Here is a 12615-nt window from a genome sequence, read left to right as displayed (position 1 = left end):
TGTCGCAACGCTTTTGCGGCCACTCTCGGGACAGGGGTGTATGAGCGACGTGAGAGCCGAACTCCGCGAACAGTTTTTGGACGCCTTCGACGGCGCGGACTACCCGGTCGAGTCCCAGATGGATCTCGTCCCAGTGCTTCCCGACGGGCCGACGACGACGTTCGAGGCCGGCGACGTGCGCGTCACCGCGATGGAACTGGCCTCGAAGCTCGGCGGAGAACAGGAGTTCCCGTACGAGTCGGCAGACGAACTCGTCGACGACATCCTCGACGGGCTCGAAGCGAAGGGACTGATCTGACCGGCGCGGCCTCGCCCTCTCGACGCGTTCCGGGTCTTTTCCGTCCTCACGCCTCGTTTGGTCTCGACGTCGTCCGTTCCGCCTTCCCGCGCGCGTTCCCGCCGCCCGCGATCCCGCTGGATCCGTTCTGAGCGAGGGGTTGATACGCGCGCGGCCGCAACCGTGAGCGTGGCCGTCGAACCCGTCACCGCGCTGCCGACGTGGGTCATCCTCGGAGTCGCGGCCGGCGTCGTCGCCTCCGTCGTCGTCGCGCTCGTCTTCTACCTCGGCTCTCGGTTTATCGCACCGGGCGGCGCGGCCGACGACGCCGGGCGATCCCGCACGGGCGACGAGCGCCGCCGCCGCGAGATCCGAGAGTACCTGACCGCGACGGACGTGCGGTTCACCGAGAACCACGCGCTCGGTGACGTGAGCGTCCCCTTCTACCTCCCCGATCGCGACGTTGCCATCACGTTCGACGCGCACGACTACTTCAGGCTGGAGGGCGAGGGCGTGTACACCGTCCTCTGTGAACACGAGATGCCCGGCCGCGGGCTCGGCCGTCGGCTCCCCTTCGAGGTGACCGAGCCCGACTGGGGGACTCGAGGGGGACGCGTCGGGACGGCGACTCCCGATCCGGTCGCAGCCGCGTTCGACGAACTCGACGTCCCTCGCGACGCCGACGCCGACGAGGTGAAACGCGCGTACCGGGAGCGCGTCAAGGAGACCCATCCCGATCAGGGCGGCGATGAGGAGTCGTTTCGGCGCGTCCGCGAGGCGTACGCGACCGCCCGAAACCACGCCGGCGGCCTCGGCCGGCGGGGAGACGAGGCCTCCGAGCGAGGCGGCGACACCTCCGGCCAGGGAGACGCGGCGACCCGCCGAGACCGGGGCCGCCGCCGTCACGCCGACTCGCCGACCGGATTCGGCCGGTGACCGTCACCCGGCGCTCCTGTGAGACGAGCGGATCGAACGCCTCGCGAACGTTTTTGTCGACTCCCGCACAGTGTGACGTGTGAACACAGACACCGCCTGTCTCGGCTGCGGCGAACCCTTCGACTGGGAGGACGGCGACTGTCCGACGTGCGGCTGGAGCCGCGACGAGTGGGCCGACAGCGGTCGGCACGGACTGGAGAAGGACGGCCACGGCGAGCCCGAGGAGGACGAGCGGTCCGGCGGGGCCGGCGGCGGGCTCGGCGGACTCGGACCGGTCCGGTGAGACCGGGAGTCGCCCGCGACGCCGTTAGCTGCTCGCGCCGTCCGCGCCGTGACGGGCCCTGTGGAGCGCGTCGCACACCGCGCCTTGGCCGCTCATGTTGACGTCGGCGAGTCGGGACCGCTTCTGGACCCGATCGAGCCGATCGGCCGCGATCGGATCTCCCTCGGGCGTCAGAAACAGCGTGTCGCCGGCGGCGGTGACGTGGCCGCTGGCCGACGCCCGCTCGACGTACGCCTCGATCGGTTCCCGGTCGACGACGACCGAAAGGCCGTCGAGTTCGACGTGTGCATCCTCGCCGGCGAGCGTCACGTCGTCGCGGTCGAGCGCGACGATCTGTGTCGGGTCGACGCTGGCGTCGAGGAGAGTCGCAATCGCCTCGCGTTGGCGCGAGACCCGCGCCTTGTCGGCGATAGACGCCCTGACCTCTGCGACGCCGCCGTCGGCGTCCGGGAACGTCTCGCCGAAGGTGTCCCGGGCGTTGACGCCGGTCGTGATCTCCTCGTCGTGCATGTGGTCGCACAGTTCGATCCGGGCCGTCGTGACCCATCCGAGCGACTCGATCTCGTCGCGGGCGTCGACCGCCATCATCCACGCGAACGCCGGCGAGCACCAAGCGGTCGGGAGGGTGAACTGCACGAGCACGCGTCCGTCGTCGATCTCGATCGCGTCGACGTAGTCGAGTTCGACGATCGATCGGGCCAGTTCGGGGTCCTCGACGCGGTCGAGTCTGCCTCTGACCGCCGCGACGCCCGGGCCGTCGGTCGGCTCCGTGAGTTCGCCTGTCGGGTCCGCGCTGCTCCCCGACATCAGTCCGCCGCGGCCCCCGCGTCGCCGCCGTAGTGGTCGGCCAAGTCGAACCGCTCGGTCATCGGATCATCGCGGAACTGACGTTTCTTCTCTTCGATATCGATGTCGTACAGCCGGGCGGCGTTCTCGCCCATGACCTTCTTCATCGTGTCGACGTCGAGCTCGACGCCGTACTCGTCGCGCTGCTCGTCGGTGAGTTCGGCGTTCATCACCTGATCGACGAGCCAGTCGGGGTTCCACAGCGCGTAGTCGGAGCCGAACAGGATCCGGTCTTCGCCGAGCCAGTAGAGCAGTTCGCCCATGATCTCGCCGAACTTCCGCTTCCGGTTGGTCGACATCGCCGACGCGACCGCGAGCCCGCCGTAGACGTTCGGTTCTTGGGCCGCGATCCAACAGAAGTCGTCGAGCCGCGGGAGGCCGACGTGGTTGACGATGAAGTTGAGTTCGGGGAACGACGACGCGGCGTCGTCGATGTCTTTCACGTCGAACGCGTCGCGGTTGAGCGGTCGGATCGTCGGCCCCTTGTGCGCGTTGATGTTCTCGATGCCGAGTTCCGAGCACTTCTCTAAGAACTCGAAGGCGTCGTCGCTATCGAGCCGCCAGCCCTTCGAATCGCCGCGCCACGCGGCCGTGTACAGCTTCACGCCGGGGATGTCGTACTCCTCTTTGAGGTGTTCGAGATACCGGAGCCCTTCCTCGCCGTCACGGGGATCGAAACTCCCGTTCAAGACGAACCGCTCCGGGTACTCCTCGGCGAACTCGGCGTTCTGCTCCGTCGTGTTGAACCCCTCGTCGTAGAACTCCGTGAGATACGTTGGCTGGAAGATCGCCATATCGGCCGCCGCGTTCCCGAACAGGTCGTTCGCCATTCGGTCGGCACCGTAGTGACGGTACTCGTCCATATCCCACTGTTCCTCCTCCGGCGTGAACCCGGTGTGATAATCGTAGAAACACTGGATGAACTGCTCTCCCCCCTCGTGCGTGATGTTCTCCGTGCGAGCGTCCCACAGGTGGACGTGCCCGTCGATGACAAAAATCTCCTCGCCGTCCTTCTCGTACATGCGTCCTCTTGTGAGGGGTGGCCACACATAACAATAAGGATCGTTCGGGATGGTTATGGGTTCATAACGAACGTTTATGCGAGAGGGGCCACGACTGTGAGTCACATGCAAGCTGCGCGACTCCACGAGTACACAGACGACATGACAGAGGGGCTGCAGATCGACGAGGTCGACCGACCACACGCGACCGGGGCCAGCGACGTGATCGTCGAAGTCGAAGGTGCGGGATGGTGTCAGACGGACAACCACATCATCGAGGGAATGTGGGAGGAGTACGTCCCGCAGGATCTGCCGATGACCCTCGGTCACGAGAACGCGGGCACCGTCGTCGAGACGGGCGACGACGTCGAGATCGTCACCGAGGGCGACGCGGTGATCTGTCACCCGGTACAGACCTGTGGCACCTGTCGGCCCTGCCGGCTCGGCGAGACGATGTACTGCGAGAACGACGCGTTCAACGGACTGACGACCGACGGCGGCTTCGCCGACTACCTCCACACTAGCGAACGCTCCGTGATCCCGTTACCGGGGGGAGTCGACCCGATCGACATCGCGCCGCACGCCGACGCCGGCATCACGGCGTACCACGCGGCGAAGAAGGCGGTCGACGAACTGAACCCCGGCGACCACGCGGTCGTCATCGGCATCGGCGGGCTCGGCCACATCGGCCTCCAGTGTCTCAATGCGATGAGCGCGGCGCGGATCACAGCCGTGGACGTGAAAGACACCGCACTCGATCTGGCGGACCGGTACGGTGCCGACCACCTCGTCAACCCGACCGAGGCCGACGTGCCGGCCGAGGTCGAGTCGATCACCGACGGGACGGGCGCCGCGCAGGTGCTCGACTTCGTCGGCGCGGACCAGACGACCGCTTACGCGCCTGATGTCACCGCCGCCGGCGGCGACCACCACATCATCGGCTACGGCGGCCACATTCACGAACCGGCACAGGCGCTCGTGAACGGCGAGTTCTCGTTCGTCGGCAACATCGTCGGCCGATACGCCGAGCTACAGGAACTCGTCGCGCTCGTCGAGCAGGGCGACGTCGATCTGCACACCAGCCGGTACGACATCGGCGACGTGAACAAAGTGGCCGAAAAGCTCGAACACGGCGAGATCGACGGCCGTGCCGTGATCACGCCGTAGGCGACGCCGCTGCGCCGCGAGCACACGACATCCAACGTCGATTTTTCATAGCCGCCCCGTTGTCACACGTTGCCCTGGAGTCGTCGCGCCGCGAGCGTGAACAGTCCGAGCCCGATCAAGTAGAGCCGCCAGCCCGCGTTCGCGATCGGGAACCGTCGGTCGACCGGCTCCTCGGTGATATCGTCCGGGTCGCGGGGCTCGACGGGGTTGTTCACGTGAACCGTTTCGGTGGTGCCGGTCGCGCCGGCGTCGACCGCGCGCCGTCCCGTCTCGGGATCCACTCGGACGTCCACGAACGTCTGAACGAACCCCTCGGCGGTCGAGAAGACTATCTCGCCGTCGAGTCGGACGAACCGGTCGACGAGCGGCCAGGCGACGTTGACGCCGTCGAGGTGCGTCCAGTCGAGTCCGACGTGCGCGAACGCGTGGACGAACAACGCGACCCACGCGACGGCGATCCACCGGTCCGCACGCTCGCGTTCGTCGAGTCGGGTCCGGACGAGCGAGCGCTCCCGAACTCGGGTGTCGTAGTAGAGGAGCACCGCGGCGACGGCGGGGAACACGAGGGTGTGACCGACCGTCCGGTGTGCGCCGGGCATGATAGGGCCGAGGAAGCTGTCGACCTCGGGGAGCACGACGATCACGAGCAGCGCCGCGAGCGCCCGTCGGTCGTAGTAGTCGCCGAGGAGTCCGGCGGAAAGCAGGAGCGCGAAGCCGGCGTGGACGACCGTAGAGGGCATTCAGCGCGCCACCTCCGCGTCCGCCCGCCGGAACCGAACCGCAAGCGTCGCGACTGCGCTCGCGACGACGACGAGCTGCCAGCCGGTCCGGACGAGAGCGAACTCCCGCTCGGCGTCGAGCGAGAGCCCGGGCCGGCCGTCCGGATTCACCCACGTCGGAACGGCGTATGTCTCGCTCGTGCCGAGCCGTTCGATCGGGAACACGCCCGGCCCCTCCCTCCCGAGCGTCACGAACGTCTGGACTATCCCCTCCTGTGTCGAGAGCACGAGCCGACCCGACACGAGGTAGTAGGCGTCGTGAACCGGGTAGAGGAGGTTCACCCCCGCACGCCAGAACAGGTCGGGTCCGATCCCCGCGACGGCGAACGAGGCGAGCGCCACCCACGCGACCCGGACGGCGCGGTCGCCGGTCGTCTGGCCCGCGCGCTCGCGGAGCCACGACCGGTCTCGGTGTACCGTGTCCCACCGGAGCGCGAACCCCGCGACGAGCGGCAGCCAGAGGGTGTGAAAGAGCGCGTTCGCCGCGCCCGGAACGACGAGGCTCGCGACCGCGTCGAGGTCGGAAGCCACCGCGGCGGCGACGACGACCGCGACGGATCGCCGGTCGAACGCGCGTCCGAGCAGGGCCGCCGCGAGCAGCGCGCCGACGGCCGCGCTCACGAGCGTCGGGGCCATACTCGTCCTGACGGTCGCACGGCGATAAGCGCACCGGGGATCGGAGGTGTCGGTGTCGCCTCTGTCCCCGTCTACAGATGAGCAGAGCGAGTGTCTCGGGGTCGCTCGGAAGGCCATATCTCCCGTGATGGCGAGACGCTCCGCGTCTCGAACCACTTGACCCCGAGGCGGTTCACTCCCGGATCAGCACGATCCCGTCGCGGAACACCGAGTGGTTCGGGAGGACGTGTTCCTCGCCGTCGGCCTCGATGCGCGTGACGAACAGGTCGACCTCTTGGACGATCCCGCGTTCGCCAGCGACGCGGACCTCGTCGCCGATGCCGTACGGCTGTCGCAACAGGAGGAAGACGCCCGCCGCGGCCGAGGCGACGAGATCCTTCGTCGCCAGCGCGGCGAACAACACGATCGCCAGCGCGAACGCCGCCAGCAGCACGATGAGCGCGATCGTCTGGACGCCGATCTGTCCCAAGGCGACCAGCGCGGCGACGTACACCACGCTGTACTTGACGAGCGGCGGGAACACGCCGAGTTCGGGCAGCTTGATTCCCCGAAGCCGCTCGGCGACGAGGAGTTCCGCCTTGTCGCCGACGACGACGCCCACGATGAGAACAATGATGGCGACGAACACGCGGGGGAGGAAGGCCGCGACGCCCGACCAGAACTGTTCGAGGTAGTTCACGTCGGCGACCGTGAGCGCGACGATAACGGTGACGGCGACGATGAAGTAACTCGACAGTTGGGCGAGGATGTGGACCGTCGAGGTGTCGAACTCGCGGGCGGTCCGTTCGAAGGCGGTCCCCTCGATCACGTCGGGGACTCCGGCCCTCGTCAGCAGCCGGCGGTTGATCACGCCGACGACGTAGGCCGCGACGAGTCCAAACGCGAGCACGAACAGGGCGAGCCAGAGCCGGTCGGGGACGGCCGCGACCGCCCCCGCGAGCGCGCTCGTGACCGTGGACATCGTTTCAGTACTCCTCCGGGTCGATCTCCAAGACGAGTTCGCCGGCTTTGAACGCCCGGACGAGCCCGTCGGACTCCGAGAGCACGATCGCGGTCGCGTTCGTGTCCCGAGTGATCGCGCCGCCGGCCATGTGGCGCGCGCCGAGGCCCTTCGGGATGTCGACACCCTCCGCGCCCGGTTCGAGGTAGCGGTACGCCGAGACGATCTTGCCGGAGTCGGAGACGACGAACGCGCCGTCGAGCCGCGAGAACTCTTTCAGCATCACGTTGACGATGGGGTCGCCGACGTGGACGTGCGACTTCTCGAAGGGATTGTACGACAGCGGCCGAGACTTGTTCATCACCTTCCCGGCGTCGCCGACGACGAAGAGCGCGCCGACCGGCTTGCCTTTCTGTCCCTTCTTGCCGAGTTCGATGGCGACCTCGAAGACGTCGCGGATGACGCTCGGTTCGGCCCGGGAGTTGACGAACAGGTCGTAGATGCCGGTGTGGATCGTCTCGTCGGCGGTGACGCGAACCACGGCGTCGGAGCCGCCGTCGAACACCGACGCGATACAGACGACCGCGTCACCCTCGGCCACGAGGTCGGCGTCCATCGCGCCCTCGATGCCGAACCGGATCCGGTCTTTGACGTTGTCGAAGGGGAGGGGGAGTTCGACGAACACCTCGGCGTCGACGTCGTTGTCCGGCGCGACGACGACGACGTCGGGGTCGTCGCCCCCGCCGTCGTCGACGAACCGGTCGTGGAAGGAACTGGTCGGCGAGAACAACAGCGCGGCGTCCGCGTCCTCGACGAGATCGGACAGGTGGTCGGTGAGCGAGGCCATTGTTACACGAACTCTCGGATACCGTATAATCGTTGTGTCACCGTCTTGCAGGCGTCTGACGCCGAATATCGGGATCGAGTGCCTACCGTCGTCCGACACCGTGCGCGCGACTTATCCCCTCGACGACCGATACACCGCCCATGGCGACTCGCGAAGCCCTCTGGGACTACCGCGACGCGTTCGGCGACGCCTTCGGACGGACGTACTTCAGGCGGTTCGGACCGGGCGTGGCTTCGAGCGTGGGGATCGGGACGTACCTCGGCGAGCCCACGGCCGCGGTCGACGACGCGTCCCGGGCGGCGATCGGGCTCGCGCTCCGATCCGGGGTGAACCACGTCGACACCGCGAGTAACTACCGGGCAGGGCGCGCGGAGCGCGTCGTCGGTGAGGCGGTCCGCCGGTCGCCGATAGACCGCGAGGCGGTCGTCGTGGCGACGAAGGGCGGGTTCCTCCCGTTCGACGGCGAGCGTCCGGACGACCCGGGAGCGTACGTCCGCGAGCGGTTCTTGGAGCCGGGGATCGTCGACCGCGCTCACCTCGCGAACGGCGCGCACGCGATCTCGCCGGCGTATCTGTCGTGGTCGCTCGACCGGTCGCTGCAGCGACTCGGGCTCGACGCGGTCGACTGTTTTTACGTGCACAACCCGGAGACGCAGCTCGCGGTCCGTTCCCGAGACGAGGTGTACGACCAGCTGGAGGCCGCATTCGAGCTGTTAGAGCGGCGGCGAGCCGCGGGCGACATCGGCGCGTACGGCGTCGCGACGTGGGACGCCTTCCGCGTGCCTACCGACGCGGACGGGTACCTCTCTCTCGCCGAGGTGCTTTCGCGGGCCGAGGCGGCCGGCGCGGCCGTCGGCCCGGACGGCGATCACGGGTTCGAGGTGATCCAACTCCCGTTCAACGTCGTGATGGCCGACGCGTTCACCCGAGCCAACCAGCCGGCGCCGCCCGATAGCGACGTCGACGGTCCCATCTCGGCGCTCGAATTCGCCCACGAAGCCGGCCTATCGGTGGTGACGAGCGCGAGCATCGCACAGGGCGATCTCGCGCTCGAGGGCGCGATACCGGACGACGTCGACGCGACGATCGCGGGCGAGACGCCGGCCCAGCGGGCGATCAACTTCGCGCGGAGCGCGCCGGGAGTCACCTCGTCGCTCGTCGGGACGACGGACCCCGATCACGTCCGCGAGAACGTCGCGGCGGGGACGTTCGACCCCCTCGGCGCGGCGGCGTTCGACGCGGTGTTCGAGTAGCTCGCGGCGGTGCACGCGGAACGCGCTCCGCACTCGGGAGACGTAGGGACGACGACGGCTGGAGGGAGAGATCGGTCCGGGCGGGGATCGTCGGCGATTCGGTCAGTGGGCGTGGACTTCGATCCGAGGGTTCAGCGCAGTTCCTTGTACGTGGCTTCGCACTCCGGACAGACGCGGACCGCGAACACCTCGTCGGGGTCGTTCTGCTTTTTCAAGACCATCTCGCATTCGGCGCAGTTGAGCCGCTCGTAGGTGTCTTTGAACAGGTCGCCGTCCCGCAGTCCCTTCCGTGTCGATTTCATGAATCGTGGTTACTCGCGTGGCGGTATAAAAACCCCGTACGACGCCAGTCGGACGGTGCGGTCGTTCAGAGTCGGCGACCGTCACCGTAGATACCTATCCGCATGCCGCGGCGGCCCGCGCACTGCGGCCTTTCGCAACGTTTGTCTCCCACCGCCGGAAAGCTCGCTCGTGTCACGGACTCGGCTGTTCGGTTCGCTCTGCGCTCTCGTCTTCCTCGTGAACTTCGCGCGGGTCGTGTTCGCACCGCTCGTGGGCGAGTTCATCGGCGAGTTCGGGATCGGCGAGGGGACCGCCGGACTCATCGTCACGCTCGCGTGGCTCGGATCGGCCGCACCGCGGATCCCTGCCGGGTGGGCGCTCACCCGATTCTCCCGACAGTTCGTCGTCCTCGCGTCCGGTGCGGTGGTGACGCTCGGCGCGCTCGGCGTCGCGCTTGCCCCCGGCGTGCCGACGCTGATGCTCGCCGCGTTCGCCGTCGGGTGCGCCTCGGGCGTCTACTTCGTGGCCGCGAACCCGCTCGTCGCGGAGCTGTTTCCCACCCGCGTCGGCCGAGTGATGGGCGTCCACGGCATGGCGAGCCAGCTGGCGGCCGTCGCCGCCGCGCCCGTCGTCACCGTCGCGCTGTGGTACGACTGGCGGGTCGCCTTCTACGGACTCGCCGCCGTCGCCGCCGCGACCACGCTCGTCTTCGTCGCGCTCGCGAACCGGACCGACCTCCCGGACGCCGGCGCGAGCGACACCGACTTCGCCGGGGGCGCGCGGGGAGAGTGGAAGATCATCCTCGCTGGCGTCGTGTTGATGGGGCTCACGAGCTTCGTCTGGCAGGGGCTGTTCAACTTCTACGAGCTGTACATGATCGACAAAGGGCTTCCGACGGCGACCGCGCGCAACCTGCTCACGGTGATCTTCGCCGCCGGCGTCCCCGCGTTCCTCGTCTCGGGTGATCTCGCCGATCGGCTCCCCCACGTGCCGTACCTCCTCGGGATCGTCTCGACGTTCGTCGTCGGAGTGGTGTTCGTCGTCTTCTCGTCGGGACTCGTTGTCGTCGTCGCCGCGAGCGTCGTCGTCGGATTCGCGATTCACATGCTGTTTCCCGCGGGCGACACCTACCTCCTGGCGTCGCTGCCCGACGAGTCGCGCGCCTCGGCGTACGCCGTGTTCTCGGCGGGAATGATGTCGGCGCAGGCGGCCGGCTCGTGGGTCGTCGGCGAAGCCGTCGAGGCCGGCGTGAGCTACGACGCCGTCTTCCTCGCGCTCGCCGGCGGCCTCACAGTCCTCGTCGCCGCCTACGCAGTCCTCGATCGGGCGGGCCGGGTGCCGGGCGGCGCGGCCGGCGGGCCGACGACGTGACGCCGTGGGCGGGGAGTCGGCGGCGCGCTTCGGAGGCGCGAGAGCCACGGCGCGGGCGAGCCGGAACCCCCACGGGTATCGCACCTATTTAGGGCATCGCGCCCCTGTAAACCTTCAATGGAGTACGTACAAGAACGCGTGACGACCCTTCACGCGTTGACCGATCACCGGCCGGACGCTCCCACCGGCCGGGCGGCGGTCGTGGTGCCGATGACCGAACGCGAGTACGGCACGCTCGCGGCCGAGCGCGTCCTGACCGCGCTCGAAACCGTCGCGCCGGCCCGCGTGATCGTTCCGCTCCGCGCCCCCGCCGAGCGCGTCGGGCCGTTCGTCCGCTGGCTCGACGGGTTCGACGTCGAGGTGGAGACGCTCTGGTGTGGCGGTCCCCGGCTCACGGATCTCCTCCGCGACCACGGGCTCGACGGCGCTCGCGGCAAGGGACGGGACGTGTGGCTCGGGCTCGGCCGCGCGCTCGACGCGGAGTACGTCGTCGTCCACGACGCCGACACGAAGACGTACTCGCCCGCGTTCGTCAATCGACTGGTGTTTCCGCTCGCCCGCGGCCACGACTTCTCGAAGGGGTACTACGCCCGCGTCGAGGACGGGTCGCTGTACGGGCGGCTGTTCCGGCTGTTCTTCCGCCCGCTCGTGCGAGCGATCGCCGCCGACGCCGAGAACACCGGGGACCGCGAGGCGGCGATCGTGGAGTACCTCGACGCGTTCCGCTACGCGCTCGCGGGCGAGTTCGCGGCGACGAGCGACCTCGTCTCGCGGCTCCGACTCCAGCGCGGTTGGGGGCTGGAGGTCGGGACCCTCGGCGAGGCGTTCGAACACGCCGGATTCGCGGACAGCGCGCAGGTCGACCTGGGACGGTACGAACACGACCACCGCTCCGTCGACGGTCCGACCGGACTCGCGGACATGAGTCGGTCGGTCGGGGCGGCGACCCTCCGCGCGGTCGAGAACGCGGGCGTCTCCGTCGATTACGCCACGCTCGCGAGTCGCTACCGCGAGGCGGCGGCCGACCTGATCCACGGGTACGAGACCGACGCCGCGTTCAACGGACTCGCGTACGACCGCGAGGACGAGCGCGCGCAAGTCGAGACGTACGCCGACGCGCTCGCTCGACCGGGGTCGGACACGCGGCTCCCGGCGTGGCGAGACGCGCCGATATCGCCCGCCGACGTCGCCGAGGCGGCCCGAGCCGATATCGCGGCCGTCACCGACACACCACCGATCGCGGCCGTCGCCGAACCCGCGACTGAAGACGGCAGACGCGCGGCGAGAGACTCCGACGGCGTCCACGAACGCCGGAACGGTCACCGACCGTCGGAGAGTCGAGAATCGGACGCCACACCGGGTGAAGAGACGTGACGGCGGAGGACGCGCCGAGCGTGGCGGCCCGCGACGATCTCGCCGGAGTCGTCGACCTCTTCGGCTGGCTCACCCGCGCCGAGCTGTCCCGGGCGCTCTCGGAACTCGCGTTCAAACAGCGCGCGGCGGCAGACGACGAGGCCATCGCCGCCGCCGTCGACGTCGCCGTCGCGGAGTACGCGCTGGTTCCCGCGCCGCCGGCCGCGCTCGCAGAGTCGGGGTCGACGCCGGACGCGGTCGAGCCTCCGGAGCCCGTCGACGGCTCTGCGACGGCCGATCCGTCGGACCGCGTCGCGCTCGCGGTCGGTCCCGCCGCGTTCCCGTCGCTCCCGCCCGACGCCGAGGACCTCCCGCACATCCTCGACGTGCCAGAGCGGGGCGTCGACCGCGAGGCACTCTCCGCGGCGGTGCTCGACCGACTCTCCGCCGACGCGATCGAGGCCATCAGGACGAGCGACGCCGACCGGCTGGAGACGCTCGCGGACGTGACGTACGACATCGAGGCGTGGGCTCCGGTCGACGCGAGCGACATCCGCGAGCGGATCGTCGCCGCGGCGGACTCGTAGGATACGACCCGTCTCGGCGACGCCTCGACCGCGGCTGCCGGAGACGGGTTGAAAGGG

15 protein-coding genes are annotated in these 12615 nt (G+C 68.9%); 8 read left to right on the top strand and 7 right to left on the bottom strand.

What is annotated here, in order from left to right; all coding sequences use genetic code 11:
• Nucleotides 1–40 precede the first annotated feature (40 nt).
• The 3 genes from ACZ45C_RS05715 (at nt 41) to ACZ45C_RS05705 (ending at nt 1496) form a co-directional block, all read left to right on the top strand.
• On the top strand, nt 41–298 hold the full coding sequence (locus tag ACZ45C_RS05715; protein ID WP_460560304.1) for an MTH865 family protein: 258 nt from the start codon (nt 41–43) through the stop codon (nt 296–298).
• A gap of 168 nt (nt 299–466) precedes the next feature.
• Nucleotides 467–1213, top strand: a complete 747-nt coding sequence (locus ACZ45C_RS05710) for a J domain-containing protein (RefSeq protein WP_460560306.1) — start codon at nt 467–469, stop codon at nt 1211–1213.
• A gap of 79 nt (nt 1214–1292) precedes the next feature.
• The gene (locus tag ACZ45C_RS05705; RefSeq protein ID WP_460560307.1) at nt 1293–1496 is read left to right on the top strand and encodes a hypothetical protein; all 204 of its coding nucleotides are present in this window, start codon (nt 1293–1295) and stop codon (nt 1494–1496) included.
• Between the two features lie 24 nt (nt 1497–1520).
• Here ACZ45C_RS05705 and ACZ45C_RS05700 read toward each other — a convergent pair whose 3' ends face one another.
• Nucleotides 1521–2303, bottom strand: a complete 783-nt coding sequence (locus tag ACZ45C_RS05700) for an iron-sulfur cluster assembly protein (RefSeq protein ID WP_460560309.1) — start codon at nt 2301–2303, stop codon at nt 1521–1523.
• Entirely contained in the window at nt 2303–3364 is a 1062-nt protein-coding gene (locus ACZ45C_RS05695; RefSeq protein WP_460560311.1) for an amidohydrolase family protein, read from the bottom strand. Before ACZ45C_RS05695 ends, ACZ45C_RS05700 begins: the two co-directional genes overlap by 1 nt.
• A gap of 105 nt (nt 3365–3469) precedes the next feature.
• On the opposite strand from ACZ45C_RS05695, the gene ACZ45C_RS05690 reads away from it, so the two are divergent.
• A complete protein-coding gene (locus ACZ45C_RS05690) occupies nt 3470–4510 on the top strand; it encodes an NAD(P)-dependent alcohol dehydrogenase (protein ID WP_460560313.1) in 1041 nt (346 codons plus the stop codon).
• Between the two features lie 62 nt (nt 4511–4572).
• Here the strand turns inward: ACZ45C_RS05690 and ACZ45C_RS05685 are convergent, their stop codons facing one another.
• From ACZ45C_RS05685 to dacZ, 4 genes are all read right to left on the bottom strand, one after another.
• Nucleotides 4573–5250, bottom strand: coding sequence for a metal-dependent hydrolase (locus ACZ45C_RS05685; protein WP_460560314.1), 678 nt, complete (start codon nt 5248–5250; stop codon nt 4573–4575).
• Nucleotides 5251–5925: a hypothetical protein gene (locus ACZ45C_RS05680; RefSeq protein WP_460560316.1), complete on the bottom strand. Its 675-nt coding sequence runs from the start codon at nt 5923–5925 to the stop codon at nt 5251–5253.
• A gap of 172 nt (nt 5926–6097) precedes the next feature.
• A complete protein-coding gene (locus tag ACZ45C_RS05675; RefSeq protein WP_460560318.1) occupies nt 6098–6886 on the bottom strand; it encodes a mechanosensitive ion channel family protein in 789 nt (262 codons plus the stop codon).
• A 4-nt stretch (nt 6887–6890) separates the two neighbouring features.
• Nucleotides 6891–7712, bottom strand: coding sequence for a diadenylate cyclase DacZ (gene dacZ / locus ACZ45C_RS05670; RefSeq protein ID WP_256402720.1), 822 nt, complete (start codon nt 7710–7712; stop codon nt 6891–6893).
• Nucleotides 7713–7852: 140 nt separating this feature from the next.
• On the opposite strand from dacZ, the gene ACZ45C_RS05665 reads away from it, so the two are divergent.
• Complete coding sequence (locus tag ACZ45C_RS05665) at nt 7853–8965, top strand: aldo/keto reductase (RefSeq protein ID WP_460560320.1); 1113 nt, start codon at nt 7853–7855, stop codon at nt 8963–8965.
• Between the two features lie 131 nt (nt 8966–9096).
• Here ACZ45C_RS05665 and ACZ45C_RS05660 read toward each other — a convergent pair whose 3' ends face one another.
• Nucleotides 9097–9267: an HVO_0758 family zinc finger protein gene (locus ACZ45C_RS05660; protein WP_460560322.1), complete on the bottom strand. Its 171-nt coding sequence runs from the start codon at nt 9265–9267 to the stop codon at nt 9097–9099.
• Between the two features lie 169 nt (nt 9268–9436).
• Here ACZ45C_RS05660 and ACZ45C_RS05655 point away from each other — a divergent pair, with 169 nt between their 5' ends.
• The 3 genes from ACZ45C_RS05655 (at nt 9437) to ACZ45C_RS05645 (ending at nt 12558) form a co-directional block, all read left to right on the top strand.
• Nucleotides 9437–10618, top strand: a complete 1182-nt coding sequence (locus tag ACZ45C_RS05655; RefSeq protein WP_460560323.1) for an MFS transporter — start codon at nt 9437–9439, stop codon at nt 10616–10618.
• A 117-nt stretch (nt 10619–10735) separates the two neighbouring features.
• The gene (locus ACZ45C_RS05650; RefSeq protein WP_460560325.1) at nt 10736–11992 is read left to right on the top strand and encodes a glycosyltransferase family protein; all 1257 of its coding nucleotides are present in this window, start codon (nt 10736–10738) and stop codon (nt 11990–11992) included.
• Nucleotides 11989–12558, top strand: coding sequence for a DUF7109 family protein (locus tag ACZ45C_RS05645; RefSeq protein ID WP_460560327.1), 570 nt, complete (start codon nt 11989–11991; stop codon nt 12556–12558). Before ACZ45C_RS05650 ends, ACZ45C_RS05645 begins: the two co-directional genes overlap by 4 nt.
• The last annotated feature ends 57 nt before the right edge of the window (nt 12559–12615 follow it).

Source organism: Halorubrum pallidum, from assembly GCF_055380345.1.
The sequence above is the reverse complement of the archived record's forward strand: the minus strand, read 5'-3'. Positions and strand labels throughout refer to the sequence as shown.

Excerpts from the sequence above, each read along its gene's own strand:
- ACZ45C_RS05715 (WP_460560304.1), top strand. The coding sequence starts at position 41 with ATGAGCGACGTGAGAGCCGAACTCCGCGAACAGTTTTTGGACGCCTTC.
- ACZ45C_RS05650 (WP_460560325.1), top strand. The coding sequence starts at position 10,736 with ATGGAGTACGTACAAGAACGCGTGACGACCCTTCACGCGTTGACCGAT.
- ACZ45C_RS05660 (WP_460560322.1), bottom strand. The coding sequence starts at position 9,267 with ATGAAATCGACACGGAAGGGACTGCGGGACGGCGACCTGTTCAAAGAC.
- ACZ45C_RS05665 (WP_460560320.1), top strand. The coding sequence starts at position 7,853 with ATGGCGACTCGCGAAGCCCTCTGGGACTACCGCGACGCGTTCGGCGAC.
- ACZ45C_RS05700 (WP_460560309.1), bottom strand. The coding sequence starts at position 2,303 with ATGTCGGGGAGCAGCGCGGACCCGACAGGCGAACTCACGGAGCCGACC.
- dacZ (WP_256402720.1), bottom strand. The coding sequence starts at position 7,712 with ATGGCCTCGCTCACCGACCACCTGTCCGATCTCGTCGAGGACGCGGAC.
- ACZ45C_RS05695 (WP_460560311.1), bottom strand. The coding sequence starts at position 3,364 with ATGTACGAGAAGGACGGCGAGGAGATTTTTGTCATCGACGGGCACGTC.
- ACZ45C_RS05680 (WP_460560316.1), bottom strand. The coding sequence starts at position 5,925 with ATGGCCCCGACGCTCGTGAGCGCGGCCGTCGGCGCGCTGCTCGCGGCG.
- ACZ45C_RS05685 (WP_460560314.1), bottom strand. The coding sequence starts at position 5,250 with ATGCCCTCTACGGTCGTCCACGCCGGCTTCGCGCTCCTGCTTTCCGCC.
- ACZ45C_RS05675 (WP_460560318.1), bottom strand. The coding sequence starts at position 6,886 with ATGTCCACGGTCACGAGCGCGCTCGCGGGGGCGGTCGCGGCCGTCCCC.
- ACZ45C_RS05690 (WP_460560313.1), top strand. The coding sequence starts at position 3,470 with ATGCAAGCTGCGCGACTCCACGAGTACACAGACGACATGACAGAGGGG.